Source organism: Ensifer sp. GW821-FHT05G01 (assembly GCF_059419585.1).
Genome location: NZ_JBWKSC010000002.1, coordinates 126,400 through 151,608, shown reverse-complemented (window position 1 = coordinate 151,608; position 25,209 = coordinate 126,400). Strand labels below are relative to the sequence as shown.

Annotated in this window: 26 protein-coding genes and 2 pseudogenes; 15 read left to right on the top strand and 13 right to left on the bottom strand. The window is 59.0% G+C overall.

The window, feature by feature from the left end:
• The first annotated feature begins 44 nt into the window (after window positions 1-44).
• From AC07UR_RS06530 to AC07UR_RS06515, 4 genes are all read left to right on the top strand, one after another.
• The gene (locus tag AC07UR_RS06530) at window positions 45-482 is read left to right on the top strand and encodes a hypothetical protein (RefSeq protein ID WP_209789361.1); all 438 of its coding nucleotides are present in this window, start codon (window positions 45-47) and stop codon (window positions 480-482) included.
• A 98-nt stretch (window positions 483-580) separates the two neighbouring features.
• Window positions 581-2,035 carry a multicopper oxidase family protein gene (locus AC07UR_RS06525; RefSeq protein WP_209789723.1) on the top strand — a complete coding sequence of 485 codons (1,455 nt, stop codon included), beginning with the start codon at window positions 581-583 and terminating at the stop codon, window positions 2,033-2,035.
• A gap of 210 nt (window positions 2,036-2,245) precedes the next feature.
• Entirely contained in the window at window positions 2,246-4,336 is a 2,091-nt protein-coding gene (locus AC07UR_RS06520; RefSeq protein WP_209789722.1) for a copper-transporting P-type ATPase, read from the top strand.
• 12 nt (window positions 4,337-4,348) lie between these two features.
• Complete coding sequence (locus AC07UR_RS06515) at window positions 4,349-4,855, top strand: SRPBCC family protein (RefSeq protein ID WP_327795824.1); 507 nt, start codon at window positions 4,349-4,351, stop codon at window positions 4,853-4,855.
• 142 nt (window positions 4,856-4,997) lie between these two features.
• Here the strand turns inward: AC07UR_RS06515 and copM are convergent, their stop codons facing one another.
• From copM to AC07UR_RS06490, 5 genes are all read right to left on the bottom strand, one after another.
• Entirely contained in the window at window positions 4,998-5,426 is a 429-nt protein-coding gene (gene copM, locus AC07UR_RS06510) for a CopM family metallochaperone (RefSeq protein ID WP_209789360.1), read from the bottom strand.
• Window positions 5,427-5,874: 448 nt separating this feature from the next.
• Window positions 5,875-6,345: a YqaA family protein gene (locus AC07UR_RS06505; protein WP_209789720.1), complete on the bottom strand. Its 471-nt coding sequence runs from the start codon at window positions 6,343-6,345 to the stop codon at window positions 5,875-5,877.
• Between the two features lie 54 nt (window positions 6,346-6,399).
• Window positions 6,400-7,839, bottom strand: coding sequence for an oligosaccharide flippase family protein (locus tag AC07UR_RS06500; protein ID WP_234941723.1), 1,440 nt, complete (start codon window positions 7,837-7,839; stop codon window positions 6,400-6,402).
• A 195-nt stretch (window positions 7,840-8,034) separates the two neighbouring features.
• Window positions 8,035-8,946, bottom strand: a complete 912-nt coding sequence (locus AC07UR_RS06495) for a CheR family methyltransferase (protein ID WP_209789358.1) — start codon at window positions 8,944-8,946, stop codon at window positions 8,035-8,037.
• A 323-nt stretch (window positions 8,947-9,269) separates the two neighbouring features.
• Window positions 9,270-9,644, bottom strand: a complete 375-nt coding sequence (locus AC07UR_RS06490) for a hypothetical protein (protein ID WP_209789357.1) — start codon at window positions 9,642-9,644, stop codon at window positions 9,270-9,272.
• Window positions 9,645-9,921: 277 nt separating this feature from the next.
• Between AC07UR_RS06490 and AC07UR_RS06485 the strand changes: the two genes are divergently transcribed.
• From AC07UR_RS06485 to AC07UR_RS06455, 7 genes are all read left to right on the top strand, one after another.
• Window positions 9,922-10,299 carry a hypothetical protein gene (locus tag AC07UR_RS06485; RefSeq protein ID WP_209789356.1) on the top strand — a complete coding sequence of 126 codons (378 nt, stop codon included), beginning with the start codon at window positions 9,922-9,924 and terminating at the stop codon, window positions 10,297-10,299.
• Between the two features lie 88 nt (window positions 10,300-10,387).
• Window positions 10,388-10,615: a hypothetical protein gene (locus AC07UR_RS06480; RefSeq protein ID WP_234941677.1), complete on the top strand. Its 228-nt coding sequence runs from the start codon at window positions 10,388-10,390 to the stop codon at window positions 10,613-10,615.
• On the top strand, window positions 10,612-12,075 hold the full coding sequence (locus tag AC07UR_RS06475) for a TolC family protein (protein WP_209789355.1): 1,464 nt from the start codon (window positions 10,612-10,614) through the stop codon (window positions 12,073-12,075). The genes AC07UR_RS06480 and AC07UR_RS06475 overlap by 4 nt, the downstream gene beginning before the upstream one ends.
• Window positions 12,076-12,089: 14 nt before the next feature.
• Entirely contained in the window at window positions 12,090-13,439 is a 1,350-nt protein-coding gene (locus AC07UR_RS06470) for a multicopper oxidase family protein (RefSeq protein WP_209789354.1), read from the top strand.
• A 39-nt stretch (window positions 13,440-13,478) separates the two neighbouring features.
• On the top strand, window positions 13,479-13,958 hold the full coding sequence (locus AC07UR_RS06465) for a cupredoxin domain-containing protein (RefSeq protein ID WP_234941676.1): 480 nt from the start codon (window positions 13,479-13,481) through the stop codon (window positions 13,956-13,958).
• A 23-nt stretch (window positions 13,959-13,981) separates the two neighbouring features.
• On the top strand, window positions 13,982-14,266 hold the full coding sequence (locus AC07UR_RS06460) for a copper-binding protein (protein ID WP_209789352.1): 285 nt from the start codon (window positions 13,982-13,984) through the stop codon (window positions 14,264-14,266).
• 118 nt (window positions 14,267-14,384) lie between these two features.
• Window positions 14,385-15,734 carry an adenylate/guanylate cyclase domain-containing protein gene (locus AC07UR_RS06455; RefSeq protein WP_209789351.1) on the top strand — a complete coding sequence of 450 codons (1,350 nt, stop codon included), beginning with the start codon at window positions 14,385-14,387 and terminating at the stop codon, window positions 15,732-15,734.
• Here AC07UR_RS06455 and AC07UR_RS06450 read toward each other — a convergent pair.
• The 6 genes from AC07UR_RS06450 to AC07UR_RS06425 all read right to left on the bottom strand — a co-directional run bounded on the left by AC07UR_RS06450 (window position 15,653) and on the right by AC07UR_RS06425 (window position 20,659).
• Window positions 15,653-16,012, bottom strand: coding sequence for a hypothetical protein (locus tag AC07UR_RS06450; RefSeq protein WP_209789350.1), 360 nt, complete (start codon window positions 16,010-16,012; stop codon window positions 15,653-15,655). The two genes, AC07UR_RS06455 and AC07UR_RS06450, sit on opposite strands and share 82 nt — an antisense overlap.
• A gap of 489 nt (window positions 16,013-16,501) precedes the next feature.
• Window positions 16,502-17,383: a hypothetical protein gene (locus tag AC07UR_RS06445; RefSeq protein WP_209789349.1), complete on the bottom strand. Its 882-nt coding sequence runs from the start codon at window positions 17,381-17,383 to the stop codon at window positions 16,502-16,504.
• On the bottom strand, window positions 17,380-17,793 hold the full coding sequence (locus tag AC07UR_RS06440) for a hypothetical protein (RefSeq protein WP_209789348.1): 414 nt from the start codon (window positions 17,791-17,793) through the stop codon (window positions 17,380-17,382). Before AC07UR_RS06440 ends, AC07UR_RS06445 begins: the two co-directional genes overlap by 4 nt.
• A 115-nt stretch (window positions 17,794-17,908) precedes the next feature.
• Window positions 17,909-18,295 carry a hypothetical protein gene (locus AC07UR_RS06435; RefSeq protein ID WP_209789347.1) on the bottom strand — a complete coding sequence of 129 codons (387 nt, stop codon included), beginning with the start codon at window positions 18,293-18,295 and terminating at the stop codon, window positions 17,909-17,911.
• A 215-nt stretch (window positions 18,296-18,510) separates the two neighbouring features.
• Window positions 18,511-20,373, bottom strand: coding sequence for an AAA family ATPase (locus tag AC07UR_RS06430; protein WP_209789346.1), 1,863 nt, complete (start codon window positions 20,371-20,373; stop codon window positions 18,511-18,513).
• Window positions 20,360-20,659, bottom strand: a complete 300-nt coding sequence (locus AC07UR_RS06425) for a DUF6634 family protein (RefSeq protein ID WP_209789345.1) — start codon at window positions 20,657-20,659, stop codon at window positions 20,360-20,362. The genes AC07UR_RS06430 and AC07UR_RS06425 overlap by 14 nt, the downstream gene beginning before the upstream one ends.
• A 176-nt stretch (window positions 20,660-20,835) precedes the next feature.
• Here AC07UR_RS06425 and AC07UR_RS06420 point away from each other — a divergent pair.
• The 3 genes and pseudogenes from AC07UR_RS06420 to AC07UR_RS06410 form a co-directional block, all read left to right on the top strand.
• A pseudogene (locus AC07UR_RS06420) lies at window positions 20,836-20,961 on the top strand (helix-turn-helix transcriptional regulator); the annotation flags it as partial.
• An 18-nt stretch (window positions 20,962-20,979) separates the two neighbouring features.
• Window positions 20,980-21,111 (top strand): hypothetical protein, encoded by a 132-nt coding sequence (locus AC07UR_RS06415; RefSeq protein ID WP_268833707.1) that lies wholly within the window; start codon window positions 20,980-20,982, stop codon window positions 21,109-21,111.
• Window positions 21,112-21,484: 373 nt separating this feature from the next.
• Window positions 21,485-22,111, top strand: a pseudogene (locus AC07UR_RS06410) (DinB/UmuC family translesion DNA polymerase); the annotation flags it as partial.
• Between the two features lie 257 nt (window positions 22,112-22,368).
• On the opposite strand, the gene AC07UR_RS06405 reads toward AC07UR_RS06410, so the two are convergent.
• Window positions 22,369-23,340, bottom strand: coding sequence for a 3'-5' exonuclease (locus AC07UR_RS06405; protein ID WP_173421553.1), 972 nt, complete (start codon window positions 23,338-23,340; stop codon window positions 22,369-22,371).
• 239 nt (window positions 23,341-23,579) lie between these two features.
• A complete protein-coding gene (locus AC07UR_RS06400) occupies window positions 23,580-24,056 on the bottom strand; it encodes an SRPBCC domain-containing protein (protein ID WP_209789342.1) in 477 nt (158 codons plus the stop codon).
• On the opposite strand from AC07UR_RS06400, the gene AC07UR_RS06395 reads away from it, so the two are divergent.
• Window positions 24,055-25,194 (top strand): GlxA family transcriptional regulator, encoded by a 1,140-nt coding sequence (locus tag AC07UR_RS06395; RefSeq protein WP_234941675.1) that lies wholly within the window; start codon window positions 24,055-24,057, stop codon window positions 25,192-25,194. The genes AC07UR_RS06400 and AC07UR_RS06395 overlap by 2 nt on opposite strands.
• Window positions 25,195-25,209: the final 15 nt, after the last annotated feature.

The following is a 25,209-nucleotide window of genomic DNA, read 5'->3' as shown; positions in this document are numbered from 1 at the left end:
GCAATCTGCCCGCCTCCACGCCAAGGACTCGCAATCGGTGTCGATTGATCAAGGTCAAGGCGATGCATGCAGGAATTGCGCATTGTGCGCGAAGACAGCACAGGGTGTCGAACGAAACCATGATCGCCGCCAGTCACATCGTCCGGAAACGTGCAAGGGAATTGCTGGCCGTCCTCGTCGCAATTCTGTTTCTGTTCGTGCCGATGACTCAAGCCGCCGCCGTGGATTGCGGGACACACGCTGTCGGCAGTCAACATGCCATCTCCTCCCAGGCTAAAACCGATCTTCACGTCGACAGCAAACCACACGGCCCGAAAGCGTGCTGCATGAGCGTCTGCAGCCTGTGCTACGCGGTGTTCCCCACTTCAGTTATCGGCGAAATCAACTTGAACTCGGACGGCCGTCGTGACCTCGCTCCTCAACCGTCCATCGCCGGGATCACCTCCCGCCCCGCCATAGGCCCTCCTCGATCCGCCATATGAACGAGAACAGCCGTCGCTTGTCGGCTGTCTTCCCCGGTCGCATCCTGTGATGCGACCTTCGCCGGCATTGGCCGGCACGGAACGAGAGGTCAATGGATATGAAACGCCGTGAATTCCTGGGCGGACTGATGTCGGGCGTCGTGGTCGCCGCATCGGCTGCCGCTTTGCATCCAAACAAAAGCTGGGCTGAGGCCAGCAAGGCAACATCAAACGCGGGTACCCGCAATCTTGCGATCACGAAGCGCGTGATCGAGGTGAACGGCAAAGCCGCCGACGTGTTCGGGCTCCTCCAACCAGATGGCACTGTCGGGCTGACGCTCGACGCGGAGGCTGCGTTCGACGTTGCCCTTTCAAATCAAGGCGGGGAAGCAACGCTCATCCACTGGCACGGCCTTGCGCCGCCATGGAATATGGACGGGGTTCCGGACAATCCCGCAGCACTTTTGAAAGCGAACGAAACCCGGCGCTACACGTTTCCGGTCGGCTCCGGCGGCACGCACTGGATGCATGCGCATACACTCCAGGAGCAGAACCTGCTTGCCGCGCCCCTGATCGTGCGGACCGCCGACGACAGGCAGCGCGACGAGCAGGAAGTGGTCGTCCTGCTGCACGACTTCTCCTTCACACCTGCCGAAGAACTGCTCGCCAAGCTGAAGGGATCGTCTAGCGGTCACGGGATGGACCACAGCGCGATGATGCAGAGCATGGCGTCCAACATGCAGGGTCAGATGTCCGGCACTGCGATGCCGGGCATGGCCGCCATGGATCTGAACGACATCGAGTACGATGCCTATCTCGCCAACGACAGAACGCTCGACGATCCTGAAGTCTTCACCGTCGAGAGCGGAGGACGCGTCCGCCTGCGCATCATCAATGGCGCGACGGCCACCGCCTTCACGATCGACACGGGCACGCTCACCGGACAGTTGATCGCCGTCGACGGGCAACTCGTGCAACCAATTTCCGGAAACCGCTTCCCGATCTCCATGGGTCAACGGCTCGATATCCGGCTAGAGCTTCCGAAGTCGCCCGACGCCCATCCAATCCTTGCGCTGCGCGAGGGAACGGATCATCGCACGGGCGTCATCCTGGCACCCTCCGGTACAAAGGTCGCCAAGGTTACCCCGCGCGGGACGGAACCCGGCCCGGTCGTCGGGCTTGACCTGGAACAGCGGCTGGCAGCCGTCGCACCGCTCCCCACCCGTCTCGCCGACCGCCGGTTCGAGCTCAATCTGACGGGCAATATGAGCGGCTACGAATGGCGGATCGAAGGCGGCGACGGCCTTGATGTCCGCGAGGGGGAAAGGATTGGGGTCGTCATGCGCAACATGTCGATGATGTCCCATCCGATGCATTTGCACGGACACCACTTCCAGGTGGTCGACATCGGCGGGAAAGCATTCGGCGGCGCTGTGCGGGACACCGTTCTCGTGCCGCCGATGGGGAGCGTGAGTGTCGTGTTCGACGCAAGCAATCCGGGCCGCTGGCCGCTCCACTGCCATCACCTCTATCACATGGCATCGGGAATGATGTCCTTCGTCGCCTACGCATAAACAGGAGACGTCCGGCCCCCTTACTGGGTGGCTGGACGCTAGCTCTGTTGGAGGCGGATACCGTTACGGAGAAATCCCATGGACGAGCATAAGCATCACCACGAACACGAAGGTCACGACCATCACCACCACGCCAATCAGAACGCGAAGCGCCCCGAGGCCTTAGGCAAGCAGGGCTCACAGCAGGATGGCGTGATCTACACCTGCCCCATGCATCCCCAAATACGCCAGCTCGGCCCCGGCAACTGCCCGATCTGCGGCATGACACTCGAGCCCGCGGTCGTGACGGCCGACATGGGTCCAAGCGAGGAGCTTGTCGACATGCGGCAACGGTTCTGGATCGGGCTAGTGCTGACATTGCCCGTGCTGGCGCTCGAGATGGGCGGCCATCTCACCAACCTGCACATGCTGCTCGGTCCGCAGACGTCGAACTGGATCCAGCTCACCCTGGCGACCCCGGTCGTCCTCTGGGCTGGCGCGCCCTTCTTCGAACGGGCCTGGCAATCCATCGTCAACAGGCACCTCAACATGTTCACGCTGATCGCCATGGGCACCGGGGTCGCCTGGGTCTACAGCGTCGTCGCAACAGTCGCCCCCGGCCTGTTTCCGGAAACATTCCGATCCGGCGAAGGGGCGGTCGCGATCTACTTCGAAGCGGCCGCCGTCATCACCGTGCTGGTGCTGCTCGGGCAGGTTCTCGAGCTGCAGGCGCGGGAACAGACGGGCGGCGCGATCAGGGCGCTTCTCGATCTCGCACCGAAGACCGCCCGCCGCATACGCTCCGATGGCACCGACGAGGATGTGGATCTCGAGGCTGTCGCCGTCGGCGACAAGCTGCGCGTCCGCCCTGGCGAGAAGGTTCCCGTCGATGGCACCCTTGTGGAGGGCCGCAGTTCGGTCGATGAGTCCATGATCACCGGCGAGTCGATGCCCGTCACCAAGGAAGCCGGGGCAAAACTGATCGGCGGCACGATGAACAAGACGGGCGGCTTCGTTATGGAGGCAGGCAAGGTCGGGCGCGACACGATGCTGTCGCGGATCGTGCAGATGGTGGCGGAGGCCCAGCGTTCCCGCGCTCCGATCCAGCGGCTCGCCGACGAGGTTTCCGGCTGGTTCGTTCCCGCGGTCATCGCGATCGCCATCATCGCCTTTGCAGTCTGGATGTGGCTGGGACCAGAGCCGCGCTTCGCGCACGGACTGGTGGCCGCCGTCGCGGTGCTGATCATCGCCTGCCCGTGCGCCCTCGGTCTGGCAACGCCGATGTCGATCATGGTCGGGGTCGGCCGCGGAGCACATCTCGGCGTGCTGATCAAGAACGCCGAGGCTCTCGAACGTTTCGAGAAAGTCGACACGCTGGTGGTCGACAAGACGGGAACGCTCACCGAGGGCAAGCCGAAGGTGACCTCGATCACCACGACCGGGGGCCTGAGCGAGGACGATCTGCTTCGAATGGCTGCGACCCTGGAACGCGCCAGCGAACATCCGCTCGCGGCCGCCATCGTCGCATCAGCGACAGAACGCGGCCTGACGCTCGGCAATGCGGAAGAGTTCGACAGCCCGGTCGGCAAGGGTGTCACGGGTTCCGTCGACGGTCGCAAGCTGATCATCGGCAGTCATCGGATCATGGAGGAGTCCGGCGTCGATGTGTCGGCCCTGACCAAGGAGGCAGAGGCTCTGCGTGGCGAAGGAGCGACCGTCATCTTTGTCGCCATCGACGGTCGCGTCAGCGGCCTCTTCGCCATTTCCGACCCCATCAAGGCGACGACACCCAAAGCCGTGCAAACTTTAGTGAACGAGGGCGTCCGCGTGGTTATGCTGACCGGGGACAACAATACCACGGCGAACGCTGTCGCCCGGAAGCTCGGCATCAAGGAGGTCGAAGCGGAAATCCTGCCGGAACACAAGAGCGAGATCGTCGCGCGTCTGCGCAAGGAAGGCCGGATCGTCGCGATGGCGGGTGACGGAGTGAACGATGCCCCGGCCCTTGCGGCCGCTGATGTCGGTATCGCCATGGGTACCGGCACGGATGTAGCGATTGAAAGCGCCGGGGTAACCCTGCTGAAGGGTGATCTTCAAGGCATTGCGCGGGCACGACAACTGAGCCACGCTACTATGAAAAACATCCGGCAGAACCTGTTCTTCGCCTTCATCTACAACGCGGCTGGCGTACCCTTGGCGGCTGGCGTCCTCTACCCGACCTTCGGGATTCTCCTGTCCCCCATAATCGCCGCTGCGGCAATGGCTCTTTCATCCGTGAGTGTTATCGCGAATTCGCTCAGATTGAGAGCCGTGGACATATGAGATGGTGCGAAAGTGATCCTGTACGACCATTCAGCACAGGTACTCAGCGATGTTTCAACGTCAGCCGAAGCGTTGTTCGGCTACATGGATGACCCCGCGCGTATCGGGAGCCACATGCGAGAGTCTTCCATGATGATGTTGGGCGCGAGGATGATCTACGAGCTTGACGGACGCGGAGGGCAAGCGATTGGCTCCGTGATCAAGATGCACGGGAGCCTCCTCGGCCTTCCTTTGGCAGTGGAAGAAGTGATCGTCGATCGCCATCCGCCCCATAGGAAAACCTGGCGGACCTTCGGCCGAACACGTCTTTTCGTTATCGGCGCTCATCAAGTCGGATTCGAAATCACACCCGCAAAAGGGTTTTGTCGACTGCGAATTTTCATCAACTACAACTATCCAAGCACCATCTTTGGCAAGTTCATTGGCATGATGTTTGGGAGGGCATACGCACGTTGGTGCCTTCGTCAGATGTCCGAGGATGCCGCAGCCAAATTTCAGTCGAGTGTTGTTGCGCCCTGATAGCCGTCAAGGGGCACAAAATTCCCGAGGGTGCCCATCGAAGGCACCCTCGGGACCACGTCGATCCTGCCATGCTATGGCAGTTCTCCGCGCAACGGCGGCACGCATCAACGCAGTCTTGCCCTTTCGAATGAAACGGAGGTCACTTGGCGTGATCCTTCACCCAGGTCGTCATCTCTTCGATTTCCTTTTTCTGGGCGTCGATGATCTTTTGCGCCATTGATTTGGCCTGCTCATCATCACCGTACTTCAGCTCAACTTCGGACATGCTGATTGCGCCCATGTGATGGGCGATCATGCCGCAAACAAAGGCTACGTCCGGATCTTTCGCCATCATGGCCTGCATCATAGCAGGGTGCATTTTTTGCATGCTTTCCATTGTCGCTTTCTGATGTTCGGCCATGTCCCCCATCTGCATCCCACCACCCGACATATTCATGTCTTTCATGGCGGAGGCTTCGGTCTTACAGGCATCTGGCATCGACATCTGAGCTTTGGCGTTTGTGCCTGCGGAAAGAATGACGAAAGGCACAGCCGCTGCTGCAACCGCGAACTTGAGGACAGCTTTCATTGGAATTCTCCTGTGGGTTTGAACGTCAATCGAGTGTCGTCTCAGGAGGCTGAAGACTTCGGCGGTGGGTCGAGCCCGCGCACGATGAGGAATGGACGTGACTGGTCCACATAAGTCGTTGGCAGTTGGACGAGAGCAGCGGGCGGGTCAGCACATGGCAGCACTGATATAACGGGGCAACACTGCGTACCGGCACAGCAGGCATTATGATGAGACACGGATCCAGACCCATGGGTTATTTCTGTGACCGTCGGACAACTGAGAGATTTATTGCCGTTGCCCGAGACTGCCGCAACATGGAGGTTCACTACCATGATGCACAGAGCCGCGACTTTGACCCAGCGGTAAATTATGCTCCAGATTGGCATGGAGGCAGTTTCCCGTTCGCCTCAAAAACGCGCCTGCGAAGAGAATGTTCCCGAAAGCTCGCGGCGAACGCCCTGCCCTATCACAACCCGAGGACGGCTTGGGTACCTAGCGTCGCGGCTGTTAGTGCCAGATATCGGCCCGTTTTGGCCAAGGTTACAAGCACCACAAAAGACCATAGCGGTTCGCGCAACACACCAGCCGTCACGGTCAACGCATCGCCGAAAAGGGGCATCCACGACAGAAGCAGCGACCATCGTCCATAGCGTCGATACCATCCGCTGGCTCGTTCCAGCGAGGCCGCCTTGACCGGAAACCATTTTGCGTCATGGAACCGATCAATGAACCGACCGACAACCCAGTTTGTAACAGCTCCCAAAACATTCCCGAGGCTGGCGACGGCGATCAATCCCGCCACGGAGAATTTGCCGGATAAAAGAAGGCCGACGAGCACAGGCTCAGATTGGAACGGCAAGATCGTTGCCGCACCGAACGCAACCAGGAAAAGTCCAATGTAGGCAGTTAGATCGATCACAGGAAAAAAGACCAACATATAGCGGTAATGGTTCGGCAATCGAACCGTCGTGGGGAACCAGTTCGCCGACCTCTACAACGATAGCTCACCTTGCCGGGCAAGCTTCACGCGTCCTGTCCATCGAGCAAGCAGCAGGAAGATCGAGCAATAGACCGCAGCGCCAATCACAACCTGTAACAGGAATGTCGACATCAACGGGATCGACGGCACCTCCAACTTGCCATGAAGAACAACGACAACTGCGACCATTGCTGAAGCGGCTGGCGCGATTAGGATTGCGATATTCTTCATCACGCTTCGCCAGTCAACGCCGCCGAACCGTATCTGTAATCTGACAGATGTCGTCAATGCGAAGGCGGCGCTGACGCATTGTCCCACCGCCAACGGCAGCAGACCGAATGGTGCGAGCGCGACAATGAGTGACAACGACACGAAGACGTTCAACAGGGTGACAGGCAGTCTCTTGCTCACGTTGCCCATCACGGACAGCAACGGTTCGCTGATGTAACCCGGGAGGAGCAGTAGTTGCTTCAGGCACAGGACTGACACGATGAGTGCGGCAGGCATCCACTGCTCTCCAAGCACGAAGTAGACTAGGGCGCCCGACACCTGCATCAGCCCAAGATAGATGGGTGAAGCAACAACAAGCAGGACGGTCAGAAAGCGACCGCTCGCTTCGGCGACTGAATTGTCTTGGTGCTTGGCCTGCCTGTCCCGGGCACGCCTGAAGACGATCCAACCAAGTGCCCGGGTTGGCTCCCCTAAAAACTCGGAGATGGCCGAGACTATTCGTTCCGCAGCGCGATAGTACCCGGCCTCGGTTACGCCAAGGAAACTACCGACTGCGAGCGTTCCAGAATATGAGCTGAGAAAGACGATGATCCGGTTCGCGACAATATGCCGTGAGAACTCAAAAACGTCCTTCACCACCGATCGCGAGATAAATAAACGCGGCCTCCAGCCAACGGTCCAGGCTGACCCCATAAGTACCATCATCTGGATGGCAATTCTGCCGACGACCAGAGCGGCCGCATGCCATCCGAGAAGAAGCCCGCTGATCGTGGCACCAACGCCGACCACCTCCGCCAGGATGCGAATACACGCCTGCTGACGCAACTGACCACGAACAACGAGGGTGCCGTCATATACGGTCGAAACGGCGGCTGGCAGAATCCAGCAACTGAAGAGTGCGAGAAGAGCGCTCTCCCAAAATCTCTCCGTCCAGAGATAAAGCGCTGCCGAGGCACCCACCCCCAACATTGTAAAGAACAGACCGCTCAGCAAAGCGATCGTCGCCACCTGGTCGAAACGATCGCGGTCGTCACCGGATTTCATTATGAATTCGGCCCAACCTCCTTCCGCAAGAACAACGCACAGAATGGCTATGGCCGAAATGAATGCGAACAATCCAAATTCGGTCGGCGCGAGAAGTCGTGCGGCAACAAAGAACGTACAAAGCTGTGTGATTTGAGCAGTCGCCTTGGCCGCAATCACCCAAACTCCTCCGGCCATGACTGAACGGGTGTGGTTCGCGCCTTCTGCGCCTCCACCGCCTTCATCTAGCGCCTGGTTTGGCTGGCCTACCGACCTGTCAACGTTCAAAGGACTGGTCCTTCATCAAGATGCGAAGACTTGGCAGCGCGATTGGTTGATCAGTAAGGGGAGAATACGCCAAAGCGCATCCCCCCACCCAATTTCTCTCGCTCCTCAAACACGGGCATGCTGGAAGATAATGGAATATCGCAGCTCCCAGGTCGGTTCAGTCCGATCCAGGGGCTCGCGCCCCCAACGAACCCATGGCCACCCATCCTTTGAGCCATCAGCCGACCACAGCTCTTCCTGTCCCAGGAGGACCGGCTTGAAATCGGACGTTGCCAAAACCCTCGTCTTCAAATCGAGGTCGATACCATCAACGACAAGGTATCCCCCGGGCTCGACTAAGTTCATCACGTTACGCAAGCAGACTTCGGCGAGTGAGTCGTCCATCGGACCCATCACATTGTTTGCGAGAACGATATTTTGCGGTCCGAGGGTGTCGGCGAGCCCACCTTCCGTTGCATCGGCTGTAAGCCAGTTGGTGTCCTTGCGAAGCCGATCTTGCACCCGGAGCGTTCCACCGTGCTGAACTTCAAACAGGTCGCGAAGAGCTTTCGCGTCTTCCCAAAAGAGTTCTGGTCGCCCTTCCAGATACAAGCCGTTTGTTGCGGCGGACTGGCCTGGACAATAGATGCCTCGTTCGGCAGCTTTGATGACCTCGCTTGAAATATCCACGCCAGTCGCGAGAATTTTCAAATCTGGCCGGGCTCGGCGCAGGACATACAGGGCAGAATATAACTCCGCGCCTGTACTGCATCCTATTGAAGCCAGTTTGACGGTCGACCCGATCTGGTACTCCGACAGGAGCCTCGCCAAGACATCCAACAGCGGCGGGTTTCGCATGAACTGAGTGTAGTGGCTCTGGGTACGAACCGTGTGGCGGGTGAACCTGCGGTAAATATATCTGCCCAAACGGCGCATAGCGCGGGTCTGCGTAATCGCGCCAGGCAACCCGTCCCAGATACTGTGGCAGACACGGCGCGGCGTTTGGAAAACGACATCGGTGAAATTGATAGCAGACATGCACGGAACTCCTGATGAGTTGCTCCGACGCCGCGCAATCCCGAATGGCAACGACCTCCCTTTTAGCGAAAGGTTCGCGCCACACGGTGTCCAAGCGACGGGCAAAGTGAGTTCGGTCGATGAACGCGCATCAAAAATCCGGTCCAGCCGCGCGTAAGCGCCAGCCGTCGGCTTTCGGAGGTGTGCTGGATGGGCACCTGCGCCGGACCGGATGCGAGCACCCGTTCATCTATGAACCTACGTCTTGTGAAATCTCTAATCGTGTGATTCCGCTAGGCGGTCTACGCGATTACGCGCTGCGGATACGGCGCGAATTCACAAAATCAGGCGATTGGAGGGCGATAGAGGCTGGGGGAAAAGAATGGATTCGGCTCCGACCAAACAGCGGGTGCGTGCGTCGTGTCTGGTGTCCGCTCAGCCAACGTCGCATTGTCCGTCAGAACCGCGAAAACAGAGCACATCGCACCGCAGCACTTGCCTTTGGCATGCTCGCTTTTGTGGTGGTCGCTCTTTTTCTCTGCCGCACTCACGCAATGACGGGAAGGGCCGACATCAATCGGGGCTTGGACAAGCGCGGCGCTACTTTGGGCAACAACGAATGCAGCCTGTTCTGAGTTACTGAAGGTGAATGCAGCGAACGACAAAATAATCGTTAGCTTCATCAAACCACTCAGATGTGAGATCCACAGCTTCGCCATCCTGCATTTCTAGGTTCGTTGGGGTATCCGATCAATTCCGCAGTCTGGCCGAAGAAATCAGCCAAATTGCGTAATGCATCTAAGCCTGTTTCTTTTCGCAGGGCCCCGCACTCTCCAACCGAAAGCTCTTGACCTTACCATCGTTGGAAACACTACAAGGGTTACCAAGCGCCGTTTCGACAACAGGCCCGTCGCACAGCGCCACAGAATCGACGCGAATCGTCTATTAGTAAAACCTGACAATTGACAACTTAACAGCCGATGGTAGTCCTCGGGCATGGGTATGCTTCGAATCACATTGCAAAAAATGCTGGTTCTGCTTCGCTTGGTGATCGTATTGTCACTGGCGGGCTATTCGTTGCCGACTGCCTCCGCTGCAATGCATGGCGCTTCGCCAAATCCGGAAATTGTGCAGCCCGGCGATCATCACGAGATGGCAAGCGATCAGCTTCCTCACGGTGACCACGCCTCCTCCCCCGAAGATACAGAGAAAACGTCGAAGCAAGAATGCTGCAAAGGCTTCTGCGTCAGCATGGCGATTGTCGCGCACGTACATGCAGTTGGTGGCCCATACGTAGCTCCCATTCGCGAATACATTGACGACGCTCACGTCATCGGCGAGCTTCCGGCGCTGCACCGCCCCCCGAATATCTGAATTAGAGACACCCTTTTACGGGTCAATCGTGCGTCTGTGAGCGTGATTTGCTCCCTGCGCCGCTGCAATCTCCTATTCGGATCACACCATGAAACGTTTGTTTTTGGTGGCCGCTCTGCCGCTCTTCCTGAGTGGATGCGCAGCCACATTGCCTCCTGACGTTATTGCTTCGGGCAACCTCGCCGCGTCCCCGGCCGAAGTCCGCCCTGTTCAGTACCACAGCCCGGTTACGGGCTACACGCACCGCGCTCCGGTCGATCCCAAGCCGTGGCGGAATCAGAATGACGCGCAAGCTCCTGAAGGAGACGCGTCATGACCGGATTCAGGTCCAAAATGGCGGCAACTCTGGCGCTACCGCTGCTTCTCGGCGGCTGTGTTTCTGCGAACGAGTACGCGGCCAACAATGCAGGGTTTTCGTCTGTCGAGGCGAATACCACCGAGGCGACCGGAAAGCAGTCCGTCTGGGTTCAAAACCAACAACAGGCTCAGGTGGTGTCCGATCGCGTGAAGACGTTGATGGCTAGGAAAACCATCGACGTCGAAACAGCCGTTCAAGTGGCCCTGTTGAACAACAAGGGGCTCCAGGCGGCTTACGCCGATCTCGGTGATTCATCGGCAGATGCCTGGCAGTCAACGATGCTGATCAATCCTACGGTCTCGGTCGGATTCAACGGCATGGGTGCCCCTGGCCTTGAAGCATTCAAATCCGTTGAGGGAATGATTGCAGCAAATATCCTGGCGCTGGCAACGCATAAGCGCAACGTCGAAATTGCCGACACCCGCTTTCGTCAGGCCCAACTCAACGCCGCTCTGCGCACGCTGCAGCTTGCCGCCGACACGCGCCGCGCCTGGATCAATGCTGTTGGCTCCTGGGAAACCGTGGCCCAGCTCAATCAGGCACAGGCTGCAGCGGACGCCGCATCCGACCTTGCTGGAAAGCTTGGTGAAACGGGCGCGATGACAAAGGAAGCGCAGGCTCGAGAACACGTGTTCTATGCTGAGTTGACCGGCCAGTCCGCCCAGGCTCGGCTTGCGGCCCGCCTCGCCAAGGAAGAATTGACGCGGCTGATGGGACTCTGGGGGGCCGACATAGACTATCAGGTGCCCAACCGGTTGCCTCAGTTGCCGAATGGCTTGATGAAGCGCGACCTCATTGAAGCCGAGGCGTTGCAGCGGCGTGTCGATCTGCAAATGGCCAAGCTCGATCTCGAAGCAACGGCGAAGTCCTACAAGCTGACGGAAGCCACGCGATACGTCACTGATCTCGAAATTCTCGCAGGATTCGAGACGGAACGAGAAGTAGAGGACGGTGACGTAAAGCGCGAGACGACGGGCCAGGCCGAACTTGAATTCGTCATTCCGATCTTTGACACGGGCAAAGCTCGAATGCGCAAGGCCGAGTTGGCCTACATGCGGTCGGCTAATCTGCTTGCCGAGAAGTCAGTGAACGTCCGCTCCGAGGCGCGATCCGCCTATCAAGCCTACCGCTCCAACTACGATATCGCTCGCCATTACCGAAACAGTGTCGTGCCTCTTCGAACCAAGATCGAGGAAGAATCGCTCCTCACCTATAGCGGTATGATCACCAACACCTTCGAATTGCTCGCCGACAGCCGAGAGAAGATCAACTCGATCATCCTCGCGGTCAATGCAAAGCGTGAGTTCTGGTTAGCCGAAGCCAATCTCGCCCCTGCCATCTACGGCGGTGGCCAAGGATCTGCTTCAGGCGGGAGTGAAGTCGCGGCAGCCGCCGAAAGCGGCGGTGGCGGTCATTGAGAGGGGAACGGACAATGTTCAACAGAAGACAAATACTCGGCGCAAGCGCCGCGCTCGTTTCGACCGCCGCCTGGGCAAAAACCTCGAACATGGGGCTCCCCGAAGCTGCCGTCATGGAAACGGCAGAGACCCAAACACCTGTTCGGCCCAGCTCAGGACCAGACTATACGCCAGTCGTCACACTTAATGGCTGGACGCTGCCGCACCGGATGAACAATGGCGTCAAGGAGTTCCACCTCGTCGCCGAACCGGTGGAACGCGAGATGGCCGACGGCATGACCGCCTACCTTTGGGGTTACAACGGCCAATCGCCTGGCCCGACGATCGAGGCCGTCGAGGGCGACCGGGTCCGTATCTTCGTCACCAACAAACTGCCGGAGCACACCACCATTCATTGGCACGGCATGATCCTTCCGTCGGGTATGGACGGCGTTGGCGGCCTGTCGCAACCGCACATCCCGGTCGGCAAGACCTTCGTCTACGAGTTCGATCTCGTGAAGTCCGGCACCTTCATGTACCACCCGCACTCCGACGAAATGGTTCAGATGGCGATGGGAATGATGGGCTTCTTCGTCATTCATCCGAAGGACCCGAAGTTCATGCCGGTCGATCGGGACTTCGTGTTCCTGCTCAACGCCTATGACATCGACCCTGGCTCATACGTTCCGCGCATTATGGAAATGACGGATTTCAACATGTGGTGCTGGAACAGCCGCATCTTCCCCGACATCAGTCCACTTGTTGTTTCAAAGAACGACCGCGTGCGTGTGCGGGTCGGCAACCTCACCATGACCAACCACCCAATTCACATGCACGGCTACGATTTCGAGGTGACCTGCACGGACGGCGGCTGGGTCCGCCCGGAGGCGCGTTGGCCGGAAGTCTCGATCGACATCCCCGTCGGCGCCATGCGGGCCTACGAGTTCGATGCCAAATACGTCGGTGACTGGGCGATCCATTGCCACAAGTCGCACCACACGATGAACGCCATGGGCCACGATATCCCGACCTTCATCGGTGTCGACAAGAAAGAAGTCGCCAAGAAGATCAAAAAGCTCCGCCCCGAGTACATGCCCATGGGCACCGCAGGCATGGCCGACATGGGCGAGATGGAGATGCCGCTTCCCGACAACACGATCCCGATGATGACCGGCTGGGGGCCGCATGGTCCAATCGAGATGGGCGGCATGTTTTCCGTTGTCAAAGTCCGCGAGGGGATCAACGCGGACGATTACTCCGATCCCGGTTGGTACGAAAACCCACCCGGAACCCAGGCCTGGGAGTGGACGGGCGATCTTCCCGACACAACCAAGGCCAATGACGCAAAGACCCAGATCACACCGAAGCATAAGAACCACGGGTGATCCCGCATGCCGAACATCAATCAAACGAAGGAATACACCATGAAAGCTGTAATTTTCGGAATGCTCGTTGCCACACTCGGCTCCCCGGCATTGGCTTCGGGCTCGCACGCAGGCGGACACGGTGAGGCGATGGCTGTCGGCGAGCCCGGCGATAAGGCTAAGGCCACACAGACGATCCGTGTCACCATGAAGGAAACCGACGACGGCAAGATGATCTTTACGCCGTCGACCTTCAAGGTGCGCAAAGGCCAGACCATCGTCTTCGCAATCAAGAACGCGGGCGAGCTCGATCACGAGTTCGTGCTCGATCAGAAAGACAAGATCATCGAGCACAAGGCTGCGATGGAAAAGTTTCCGGAGATGGAACATGACGACCCGAACGCCATCCGCCTCGCCGCCGGAAAGTCCGGCGAAATCATCTGGAAGTTCACCAACGACGGCACGTTCAAGATCGCCTGCCTGGTACCCGGCCACTACGATGCCGGCATGCATGGCGACGTTAGCGTCGCGGCCAAATAATCAAGTTTGAAAGGAACTAGACAATGAGAACGATCATCAAAATTACGCTGGCCTCCGCGCTCGCCCTTGGTACTGCCTTCGGGGCATACGCGGCGGAGTTCACCAAGGGAACTGTAAAGAAACTGGACGTGAAGGCGAAAAAAGTCACGCTCATTCATGAAGAACTGAAAGATCTTGAGATGCCAGCGATGACGATGGTCTTCCGCGTTCAGGACGATGCGCTGATGGACAAGCTCAAGGAAGGTTCAAGCGTCGAGTTCATCGCCGAGCGCGTTAACGGAAAGCTGACCGTCACACAGGTCAAGTGACCAACTAGCGAGGGCGCGGTCTCCACTTTGACCGCGCCTTCTTCCTCACGGCAGCGAGAGCGAGCGGACTCGGCTGACCGTGAGATTACGAAACCGATCCGTTCGTTCAGAGAAGAACATGACGTCTTCACTCAGCGCTGACTGGGACTTCGAGCGGGAAATCCGTTCGATCCTTCTGCGGTTCGTCGCCTTCACCATCCTGCTCGTCAATCTCTTGCTAGGCGGCGACGAAGGGGCCGAAGGCACACATTTAGCGGTCGTCATTTGCTATTTGGTCATCAGCATCGCATCTGTGGCGAGTGCCCGCTTCCTGCCTGGCCGGTCCTGGCTGAAAACGCTGTTTGTCATTCTGGACGCGTTGCTGGTCGCGTTGCTCCTTTACGCTCATATTCTTGGCGGCCCAGTTACCGAAAACCACAACGTGACCACGACCAGTCTCGTGGTCGCATTTATTCTCCTCAATCACGTTGGCCTGAAGCTTGACCGTCGGCTGGTCCTTGTCTTTTCCTGCATCGTGCTTGTGGCTTGGATCGGGATGCTGGCAGTTACAGCAGCCAGACACCACACGGCGGACGTAGTTTCGTTTGTCGCTTCCTTTTTCAATCAGGACCTGGGACTGACGGTGAGCTATGGCTTCACCGCCTTTGCAATCTATCTGCTTGCCAAAGATCACGACCGAACGCGGAAGGAGGCTCTGTTGGCAGACAGGCGGCGTCTCAATCTTTCGCGATTCTTCTCACCGTTTGTGGTCGCCGACCTTCAGGAAGGAAGCTCGGCCCTCGAACTCGAACGGCGCAATGCTGTGATCATGTTTGTCGATCTGCGTGACTTCACCAGTTTTGCCGAGACGGCCCCCGCCCGCGAATTGGCGACAGTGCTGGCGCAATACCGCCATCTGGTTTCCGGAACCATTTTCGCGCACCGCGGGACAGTTGACAAATTTATCGGCGACGGCGTCATGGCGGTGTTCGGCCAACCTACGCCAATGGAAGACGACGCGGATCGAGCCCTAGAGTGCGCTCTCGATCTGGTCGACGCGTTGAACGACTGGAAGCACCAGAGCTTAGTAGATGGCAATCCTGCCCTCAACGCTGGGATAGGATTGCACTATGGTACCGTCGTCGGCGGCGTCCTCGACAGTGGATGTCACAGCGAATTCACGGTCATAGGGGACGCGGTAAATGTCGCGCAGCGTCTTGAGGCGCTTACGAAGGCATTAAATTCTCCGCTTGTGATCTCGTCCGCGCTGGTCAACCAGTTGCGCAAACCTGTTCCTCCTGCACTCTGGGTGGCACAGAAAGAAGTGGCGCTCCCTGGGCGGCGGTTACCGATTGATATCTGGTATTTGGCGCACGAATCCGGTCGCATTGTCCCGTCGGAAGAAACCTACGATACAGGTGGTTTGCAGACAGCCCTCCAGAGATCGTCCTTCCAGTCGCCCCCCCCGGTCGCTGTTGGGATAGGATAGCTGACCCCTCTCACCGCGACCGCTTCGGGAGCATGGCAGCGAACCGACGCCTTGTGCCTGCTTGGATCGCTGTAGGACCCGTAGCCGTCGGTGCTCGCGGTCGAAAGCGAAATGTAGACGTCGTAGTCATACTCGCCGCTTGCCGCCGTCAGGTTTCCGACGAGGCTCAGGCTGACGATGGTGTGGTCGGGGAAGTTGGCTGTGTGGAAAGGTTCGGTAGCGGCGGCAGGCGTTGCCAACGCAAGTCCGCTCACCAGGGCTGAAACAAGAGTACGCATTCACCCCTCCCGTGGTTCATGGGATGGACGGACTATACCACGAAGACTTATGCTGGAGGAGTGAAATGCGCGGGGCGCAGCGCGCTTCGTGTTCGCCTGCGCCCGGTTTACCCGCGCTCGACTCCAGCGCGGGCTGGCAGCAGTAACCCAAGGACTCAGACGGCACGGGCTTCGACCACGAGACTGCACGGCCCACTACAGACAGGAGCGCGAATCCCAGGGCGACTGCGTTGAGCAGATGCCATATGAAGTGCGTGCCCACGCTCCAAGATCCGCAGAGCGGCGCATCGAGGATCCGAAAGATCAACGCAGCGGAGAAAACCGTGCCAGCCGCCGCCAGCAGCCGTGGTATCGGGCCGCGACCTGCAAGCGGTACCGCGAACGCCACGCCGAAAGTGGCGATCAATCCCGGAGCAGAGGTCGCCGAACTTCCGAGCAGAGGCTTCGTGACAGTCTCGAGCATGGGCGAAAGTACCAGCAGCCTTGGGCTCACCTGCCGCGGCTGATTTCCTTGTCCCGCTGCTCTTCGCGGTAGGCCTGCTCCATGCGGTCGATCTTCATCGTTCGAAGGCGGCCGGTCGAGCGGAGGAAGAACAACATCGCCTCCATATCGTCGGTGCCGCCGGGAGGCTTACCTTGGACGACAGGACGCCGAGCCAGCTTCTGTACCCAGTAACGGATCTCACGCTCGGCCGGGGGGTAATACAGGCCGAGGCGGTAAAGCCGACTGTCCGTCCGAACCCAGCGCGGGGGCATCATATCGTCCATCTGCACGATGGGAGACGTGTGGCCATGCTCGCCGTCGCTGATATCAGGTTGGCCGAAGAACCAGCCGTATAGCCATGGGCGCGGACCGCTCTCGCCCTGGCCCTCGATCAGCCATCCTTCAATCAGCGGAGCGGCATCGAACTCCGGAACGGTCGGCCGAACTGCTACGAACGGATCCGCCTCAGGGGAATAAGGATCGTCAGGATTGGAAGGGCCCTCGAAAGGAACACCCTTGGCGAACTCGCCGTCAGCGTGCTCTTCGCAGACTACCTTCCACAGGCCACGGAAGTTGTTCAGCCGCCCACGGCGTCCGCAGATCTCGCAGACGTGGAAGGACCGCACTGAGGCCAGCCGGTGAGCATCGGCGATCGCCTGGCAAGCGTCAGGTGCGATGTCTGCCGTGGCATAATTGATGCGCAGACCACCCATCTTCTCCTTCACCTGCAGCAGCATGAAAGAGCCTCCTGCAGCCATGGCTTTGTCCGCGTTGGCGAAGAATGCACACAGGATGCCCAGCCAGCCATCGTCGCATGCGACCGCAAATGGACGGTCGTCAAATCCCAGGTGCGGATATCGGTCGCTTAGACCGGTGATCAGACTCATTGCTTGGGTCCCTTTTTTCTCCCTTTTGGCGCAGGAACTCCCAAGACCGATTGGCCGAGTTCACGCTTGTGGCCTTGACCGACGATGATGTGACCGCCCGTATACGGTTTGAAGCCTATAGCATCGAGAGCCTCCCCAAAGCTCTCTCCCTCCCTTGCAGCAGCGACAAGCTCGGCAAGATCCTTCAGTGAGATTACAACTGTCATGCCTTCGGTTGTCTTGGGATTGCCGATAGCCTGAGGTATGCCATTTCGAGCCTTCTTGAGCACTGCGCTCAGTTCGTCCCGTGCTTTTCTCACGGTTAGGGGATCGCCGCCGATCTGAACGATCGTCTGTACGAGGCCATCTACGAGGTCCTGCCTGGTGGCCTTGCGGGCGTTTTGAACTTGTTTGAGTATTCTGGCATCCATGTTCTTCGAACTCCCGACTGGGATTGGGGAGCGTGGCTACAAGCCTCAAGATCTCTTGCCTTTCACGGGCCGTCCAATGGCTGCCCGAGCGACCCGACGCTCATGATCTCTTAAGCTAGTTGGTTTGCTCTTGAGTACGCGCTCGCATTCCGAAAACAGCGGCCTCGACCACCTCAGCAATGGGTCTCGATTTATGGATCATTCCATTGCGACCATAGTGATCCTCCGGCCACTGGGTATCGTAGAAAATCGGGACGCACCTGTCGTCGTCGGCCCAACTAAACGCGAGCGCGCGCAGTTCACGATCGGCAATAGCCCCAGGGTCGACCACCATGACGTCTGGGAGAAAAGTCGGGTTCAGTCTGCAGCGTGTGTAGAGATCGCTCACGACGAAAACGACCGCTCCAACCGCCGTAAAAGCCTGCTCGAGTTTCGCTGTAGTTTCCGCATCGTCGATGATGACGACGGTCACATTACAAAGATACGTCTTCAAAACATTCATCGAACATCCATTTGAATCCTTAGTCTAGGACACGCTCTATTCGGAGGCAGGTTCTACCCCGTCAGGAAGCAATGCCATCGAAGGATTCGATTGCGGGACTCGACAGGATTGCCATGGCGACATCGGTGCCTGTCGACGTCCCGTCGCATAGACAACTGGTGCCGGATCGACACTACCAAGTTCCGTTAACGTCACCCTTTGCTACACCGCGTTTGCTATCCTCCGCGTTCGATCTTCAGAGCACGATGGTTGACCGCCTCCGTAGCAAGAGCGACGACACGATCCCGCTCGTCTACGAGCATCTTAAAGACTCGGTCATACTGAGCGCCAACAATATCAAGGGCCTCGTTCTCAAAGCGTTCAGGCAATCGCGCGCCAGCCAGGTCTTCGACGGTCCCCATGAATACGGGTTTCGAGCCTAAACCGTAACTGCCGACCATCCGTCGAGCGAGTGACGTCGCGCGCTCGATATCGCTGCCCATGATGCCGCCCGATCCGACTGATCTATCCCCGAATACCGCAGCCTCTGCCGCCATACCGGCAAGAGCGACCGCAATGCGATTGAGAAGGCTTGTTTCCGTTGGGAGATGGTCCTTCGTCAGCTCGTAGGAAGCCATACCACCAAGGTACCCCGGAGCTGTTGGATCAAACGAGTCCTGGATTTCGATCGTGGCACTTGTCGCGTATCCGACTGCAAGTGAGACAAGGGCATGACCGGTCTCGTGCACTGCGAGACGGAGCAGCTCTTCCGCCGTGTAGCTTATCCTTTCCGGAAGCTGAGCTCTGAGGTCTTTCAGTTCCAGTCCTCGATCTTCGTCCCGTGCCATCTTTCGCGCATCGCGCACGAGTTGTTCCAGCGCAGAGCCGGACTTGCCTTCCAAATCCTCGGCGATCTCAGCCAAGGATTCGAGCGGAAAGTGTCCCTCCGCGTGGAAGTTCAAAATCTCGGCTCGCGTGACTTTGTCCGGAAGCGGCAGCGTGAAATGGTGCTCAAGCCGACCGGCGCGCTTGACTGCTGGGTCGATGTACTCCGGAAAGTTCGTGGCTCCAATCACAATGACGCCCTCGCCCAGCCTAGATAGAAGGCTCAGAAACTCGTTCAGAACGATCCGCCAATAGTGATTATTGCTGTCGCCGGCGGACTTGACCGACCGCGTCCCAATGCTGTCGATTTCGTCTATGAAGAGGACAGCGCCTCGACCGTCGTTCGCCCCCTCGAAACAGGTTTGCATTGCCAGCAGGGTGTCGTCGAGATGTCCCGCCGACTGCCATTCTCCGATGGTCGTAGGGATCAGCCTCACTCCCAGTGCTTTCGCGAGTGCGGAAGCAAAGAACGTCTTGCCTGTGCCCGGGGGACCCGACAGAAGCGCACCGCTGCCGACCTCCCTCCACGGCAGCCCGCCTGCTCGCCACCGCACGACGTCGGAACGAAGCCTTTTAACCCAGAGCTTCGCTTCTTCGTATCCCGGCAATTCGAAAAGGCTCGGCCCCTCTATGTGGGGACGTTCCAGGTCTTCGAGGAGAGCAATATCCTGATCTCCGAGGTCACTTTTGAGGATTGCCGCAACCACGATATTTTGCGGTTTGCGGCCTAGCAAAAGAGCGTGGTCTTCGGAAATCGGAGGTCTTCCCAAAAGGCGGCGCGCCGCATGAATGTGCCCTGCGGATGGCGGTTCGACGAACATGACTGCCGCGGTCGCGAAACGGACGTCCTTCGGAACCTCGTCGATGTCCCTCGCAATCAGCGCCACCAGTCCGGGGAGGTCGAATACCGATATGGGATCATGAGGCTTTCCCTTCTTCCTGGGCGGATTGCTAAGCCGTATCTCATCACTCCGCGGCACCCACTCCTGCCGGTCGACACCAATCAAATCCCAGGCAGCCAGTTCATAGTCCGCTGCGCGATATCCGGGCGGAATAACGAAGATGACGAACCCGCTGGAACTCGAACGCAGCGATCGGCCGGTTTCCAGTAGAGCTCGACGCAGACCTCGATAGGCCAGGTATGTGGCTGGATTTTTGATCAGCTTGCGCAGGCGGTCGCCGGTATCTCCTCCCTTCATATCACTGAACCCCATGCTTGGAGCCACCGAGCCGGTACCAGCGGTTCATGGTGCGAGCCAGTCCCAAATGCTGATCAAGGAAAAAGAGCTGGCTCGTGACGATCTTCTTCCCGTCCTGGAGATGGGGATGGCCATGAACCACTCCGCTGAGCGCGTGCGACCAACCAAGGACAAGTTTATGGGCGCTCAGCGTTGGAGCATCGGCGAGGGCAGAGGGGATATCCAATGTGCCGTCATTAAGCTGCGTGAGATCGTCGAACAATCGCAATGCTGTTTCAGGGCTGTCGAATCGAAAGGTCAAGGATCCATTCCTCTCATGGGTAACATTCGAGAGCGCTATAGCAGACAAGTTTTCGGGCGTCACGTCCGACGCCTTAGGCGTCGTTGATTTTTGCGAATCCTTGAATTGTCTTCATGAGAAGCAAACCTACGCGATGAACGATTGCTTGGCCTCACGACACGTGCGATCTGAAGTCAATGATCGCTCCGCCCAATGTCCTGCGCGCCGCACGTGAGTTGCTCGGCCTGAAACAAGTGGATGCTGCCACAGGGGCAGGGATCTCGAGGCGTACAATTCAACGTCTCGAGTCGGGCGAGCTAGATAGGACGCATGCCTCGATCTTGCTTCAGACCTGGTACGAGGAACAGGGTGTCGTCTTCGTTCGACCGGCCGGGGAGAATGGCTGGGGGTTGATCGACAATTCGCAGGCGGTCAAGGCTGGCCAGCAGGAACTAGCCAAAGGCTCCGTGTGACCTACAACGGGAAATCGCCTCGGCGTCTTGAAATCCGGGCCACGGTCAAAGCCTCCCTTCGCTTCGCCGCGGTCGGATCTACTAAGCCGGCGTGCTAAGGCGACGCCTGCAGCAACGGACTTGCAGCGCTCGATTAATGAGCGTCTCTCTATTTTCTCTCAGTTCGATTCCCCAGAGGGATCGACCGCACCAGGCGAACTGATGTTCCCCTCTCGATGCCCCTTGTGAGTGACGTCGGCAGACCGATACCCATGGACGAACCGAAGGGCAATCGAGCAACTTGTTTACAGTTTAGGGTGCGGTGTCCTTGACATTATAGGCTATTACAACGCTTTACGTCGTTGTTGACACAACCAGTTCCGCTTTAATGCTCCTCGCCAAAATGGCGAGCGACCAGCGCAAGCCTGATGGACAGTTCGTAATCACGCCGAAGAACGGACCAGCCTTCGTGGAAGCACTTCCGGTGAAGAAGTTTCATGGCGTCGGGCCGGCCACGGCAGAGCGGATGAAGCGACTGGGAATCGAGACCGGCCTTGATTTGCGGCAGCAATCCCTGGCGTTCCTGCAGGAGCATTTCGGCAAATCCGGACCGTATTTCTACGGCATCGCCCGCGGCATCGACGAACGGCGCGTCCAGCCAGACCGGGTACGCAAATCGGTGGGCGCGGAGGACACGTTCATCGAGGACATCTTCGAGCTCGAGCCGGCCTGTGCCGAATTACTGCCCTTGACCGACAAGGTCTGGCGCTATTGCGAGGCGCATGGGATGAGCGGCAAGACCGTGACGGTCAAAGTGAAATACTCGGACTTTACCCAGGCAACGCGCAGCAGAACGCTCAGTGGTCCCGTCGCCGCGGCACCCGAGATGCTGGAGGTGGCGGTGTCGTTGCTGACGTCCGTCCATCCGTTCAAGCGCGGCGTACGCCTGCTGGGCGTCACCCTGTCGTCGCTCAACGGCAATGATGCCGACGAACGACCCCAGCTCGAGCTTTCGTTCTGAAGTACCCGCACGCCCAAATGAAAAAGCCTGCCGCGGGAGGAGGTGCGGCAGGCTCTTAAAGGGATTGAATGGCAACTGGGAGGAGGAGTGTTGCCATTCCGACAGGCGCTCTTTGGGAGGAGGAGAAAGCGCCTGCATTCATCGAAGCTTTGCGGGAGGAGGTGCATCACTTCGATGAGTGCAATATACAGGAAGCCGGCCACTTTCGTAGCGCCGACTTCGCAGGGCAGCCATGCGCTGAGCGCCGGTCGGACGGGTCAGCGCGCTTTGAACCGGTCGAAGGCGGTCAGCCGCACCATAGGCGGGTCGGCCTCGCTCCAGCGATAGATTTCGCTTCTGAGGTAGCGAAGCTCCTCGTCCAGCGCCTCTTCGCCGATCTCGATCCACCAGGATTTCGGGCGACCATCGCTGCCATCAGACCATCGGTAGCCGCGACCCTTCAGGTGGTCCTTCATCTCGAAGGGGCTGTTTTCCGCGTAAAGGCGGACGCGCGAGCGCTGGCTTGCCGCATAGAGTTCGGCAAAGGGTGTCTGCTGCGATTGATCTGCAGGCCCGGCGATCACCTCAAGCAGCGCAAAGCAGTCGTCGACGGCACGATGACCATCGTGAAAATATCCCGCCTGGCCGATAAGGTAGCCGAGCTTCGTGCCTTCGAAACCGCGGTCGCTCCAGCCGATCTCGGAAACCGAGCACGCCCAGGCCTTCTTCTCGAAGATCGGCGAAAAGGCTTCGCAAAACGGCCGGTCGAACCCGGCATTGTGGGCGATAATCAGGTCGGCACGTTCAATGATCGCCTGGAGCCGAGGAAGGTCGATCGTCTGGCCGGCGACCATGTCGTCGGTAATGCCGGTGATGCGCGTGATGTCAGCAGGAATGGGACCGCTCGGCTGCCGCAGACCGCCATAAACGTCGATGACGTCGCCGATCGCACCATGGGCGTCGAAGGTAAACGCGATCACGCCGATCTCGATGATCTCGTCCTTGCGATGATTGAGGCCCGTCGTTTCAGTATCGAGAATGACGCCGACGAGCGGAAATTCCGCCCGCGGCGGCGTCACGACGGGACGCGCCTCAAGCTTTTGCAGCACGCGGTAGCGACCCGTCGCCTCGAGATGATCGACCATCGCCCCGGCAGTCATGCCGGCAGCCGCGCGAGACGATGCGCGCTTGGAGCGTGCTCCCTTTTCGTCCGGATCGGACGAAACAAACATGTCGTATTGCAATGCCATCAGCCTTTCTCCCGGAACTTTTGGTGAAAGGGAAGACCGAGTGGCCATCGCGCCATCACTTTCCCGCTCTGTCAACAGACCTGTGTCGAGAGGACCGGATTTAACGCGGGAAAACCTGTAATTGGGCCCGGATGCTGCGGGCGGGATACCCGCAGCGTGCCGTCACGCGGCGTGAGCATCCTGCGCCTCATCGAGTTTGGGAAACGACAGCCTCTGTGATGAGGCATGGGGGCACGATGTCACGCGGCACGCCGCAGGCGGCGCATCAGATAATCTCCGAGACTGTCGAGCATCGCCGCCCAGCCATCCTCGTGCCCGAGCGCGCTATCGCTGCCATCGAGATAGACGCCACTCTCGGTCATGACGACACGTGTCGCGTCGTCGACGGCCGAGAATTCTACGGTGACAACGCCGGCAAAGATAAGGTCGCCCATGTAGGAGATCGTGCTTGTATAAACGATGCGTTGGTTCGGCTTGATCTCTTCGTACCGCGTGGTGTTGATATAGGGCTCGGCATCGATCGCGCCGAACGTGCAGATATCTGTGTGCCCGACGGTGAAATCGAAGGCGCGCCAGGCCAGCTTCCAACCATCGCCGGGCGCACTCCAGGTTGCGAGCACATCGCGGTCCGACCAGGCGGCAAAGACGAGATGCGGCGGGGCTGCATAGGTTCGTTCGACGATGACGGTGGCGTGTTCGGCTTTCGACGTTTTCATGGCGCTCTCCTTGATATGCCGGTCGGGATTGACTGCCTGCGGGAAAGCTAAGCCGGGGGCCGTCGACCTGTTAGAGCCGATATGGACAGGAGCGGGGCATTCATGCCAATCATCGGCGATGTTTCCGAAAAACACCGATGGCGCCGATCTCACCGTCAGCATTCTGGTCCTGCCTGAAACCGGCCCCATGGCAGTTTACGGCCTTTACGAGGTCATGAGCCATGTCGGCAGGTTTGATGCCGGCACGAGGCGGCCTCCCGTTCGCCGATTGCGCCCGCGCATCGTCGCGCGGCAGATGGAACCGTTTCCTTCCGCCATCGGCGTGCCGATCGCGCCGCAGGAAACGATCGACACGCAAGCCGATGCAGACCTGATCATCATTTGTGATCTGGAGCTGGGGCCGACGGACGTTCCCAGCGGACGCTGGAGCCAAGAAATCGCCTGGGTGCGCGAACAGTTGCGGCGCGGCGCGACGGTGTGCTCCACCTGCAGCGGCTCGCTGCTGCTCGCCGAAGCAGGCCTGCTCGACGGCAAGGACGCGGCATCGCACTGGACTGCCGCCGGGTTATTCCGTGACCTCTATCCCGCTGTCCGTTTCCGGCCGGAGCGCATCCTGTGTGAAAGCGGCTACGATGGACGGCTGATGACCAGCGGCGGCGCCTCGGCCTGGCAGGAGCTTGTGCTTTACCTGATCGGCCGCTTCTGCGGCCCGACGGAGGCGGCCCGGATCGCCAAGCTCTTTCTGATCGGCGATCGTCGGGACGGGCAACTGCCCTTTGCGGCGATGGCGCAGCCACGGCGGCATGAGGATGCCATCATCGCCGGCAGCCAGATATGGATCGCCGACCATTATGCGGTGAGCAATCCCGCAACCCGGATGGTCGAGCAATCCGGGCTGCCGGAACGCACGTTCAAGCGTCGCTTCAAGCAGGCCACCGGTTACGCGCCTGTCGACTACGTGCAGGCCATCCGCATCGAGGAGGCCAAGCAGATATTGGAAACCAGCGACGGCGGCATCGACGACGTCGCGGCGGACGTTGGATATGAGGACCCGACCTTTTTCCGCCGGCTGTTCAAGCGCATGGCGGGCATCAGCCCGGCGCAATACCGTCAGCGTTTTCGCGCGCGCTATCCTTGAGGGAGCATTTCACCC

Coding starts and splice junctions, on each gene's coding strand:
- AC07UR_RS06445 (WP_209789349.1), bottom strand. CDS start 17,383: ATGAGTCTGATCACCGGTCTAAGCGACCGATATCCGCACCTGGGATTT.
- copM (WP_209789360.1), bottom strand. CDS start 5,426: ATGAAAGCTGTCCTCAAGTTCGCGGTTGCAGCAGCGGCTGTGCCTTTC.
- AC07UR_RS06405 (WP_173421553.1), bottom strand. CDS start 23,340: ATGGCATTGCAATACGACATGTTTGTTTCGTCCGATCCGGACGAAAAG.
- AC07UR_RS06470 (WP_209789354.1), top strand. CDS start 12,090: ATGTTCAACAGAAGACAAATACTCGGCGCAAGCGCCGCGCTCGTTTCG.
- AC07UR_RS06475 (WP_209789355.1), top strand. CDS start 10,612: ATGACCGGATTCAGGTCCAAAATGGCGGCAACTCTGGCGCTACCGCTG.
- AC07UR_RS06480 (WP_234941677.1), top strand. CDS start 10,388: ATGAAACGTTTGTTTTTGGTGGCCGCTCTGCCGCTCTTCCTGAGTGGA.
- AC07UR_RS06465 (WP_234941676.1), top strand. CDS start 13,479: ATGAAAGCTGTAATTTTCGGAATGCTCGTTGCCACACTCGGCTCCCCG.
- AC07UR_RS06440 (WP_209789348.1), bottom strand. CDS start 17,793: ATGGATGCCAGAATACTCAAACAAGTTCAAAACGCCCGCAAGGCCACC.
- AC07UR_RS06460 (WP_209789352.1), top strand. CDS start 13,982: ATGAGAACGATCATCAAAATTACGCTGGCCTCCGCGCTCGCCCTTGGT.
- AC07UR_RS06450 (WP_209789350.1), bottom strand. CDS start 16,012: ATGCGTACTCTTGTTTCAGCCCTGGTGAGCGGACTTGCGTTGGCAACG.
- AC07UR_RS06455 (WP_209789351.1), top strand. CDS start 14,385: ATGACGTCTTCACTCAGCGCTGACTGGGACTTCGAGCGGGAAATCCGT.
- AC07UR_RS06525 (WP_209789723.1), top strand. CDS start 581: ATGAAACGCCGTGAATTCCTGGGCGGACTGATGTCGGGCGTCGTGGTC.
- AC07UR_RS06505 (WP_209789720.1), bottom strand. CDS start 6,345: ATGTTGGTCTTTTTTCCTGTGATCGATCTAACTGCCTACATTGGACTT.
- AC07UR_RS06395 (WP_234941675.1), top strand. CDS start 24,055: ATGGCGCTCTCCTTGATATGCCGGTCGGGATTGACTGCCTGCGGGAAA.
- AC07UR_RS06430 (WP_209789346.1), bottom strand. CDS start 20,373: ATGGGGTTCAGTGATATGAAGGGAGGAGATACCGGCGACCGCCTGCGC.
- AC07UR_RS06495 (WP_209789358.1), bottom strand. CDS start 8,946: ATGTCTGCTATCAATTTCACCGATGTCGTTTTCCAAACGCCGCGCCGT.
- AC07UR_RS06400 (WP_209789342.1), bottom strand. CDS start 24,056: ATGAAAACGTCGAAAGCCGAACACGCCACCGTCATCGTCGAACGAACC.
- AC07UR_RS06435 (WP_209789347.1), bottom strand. CDS start 18,295: ATGAATGTTTTGAAGACGTATCTTTGTAATGTGACCGTCGTCATCATC.
- AC07UR_RS06520 (WP_209789722.1), top strand. CDS start 2,246: ATGCATCCCCAAATACGCCAGCTCGGCCCCGGCAACTGCCCGATCTGC.
- AC07UR_RS06500 (WP_234941723.1), bottom strand. CDS start 7,839: ATGGCCGGAGGAGTTTGGGTGATTGCGGCCAAGGCGACTGCTCAAATC.
- AC07UR_RS06490 (WP_209789357.1), bottom strand. CDS start 9,644: ATGGCGAAGCTGTGGATCTCACATCTGAGTGGTTTGATGAAGCTAACG.
- AC07UR_RS06485 (WP_209789356.1), top strand. CDS start 9,922: ATGGGTATGCTTCGAATCACATTGCAAAAAATGCTGGTTCTGCTTCGC.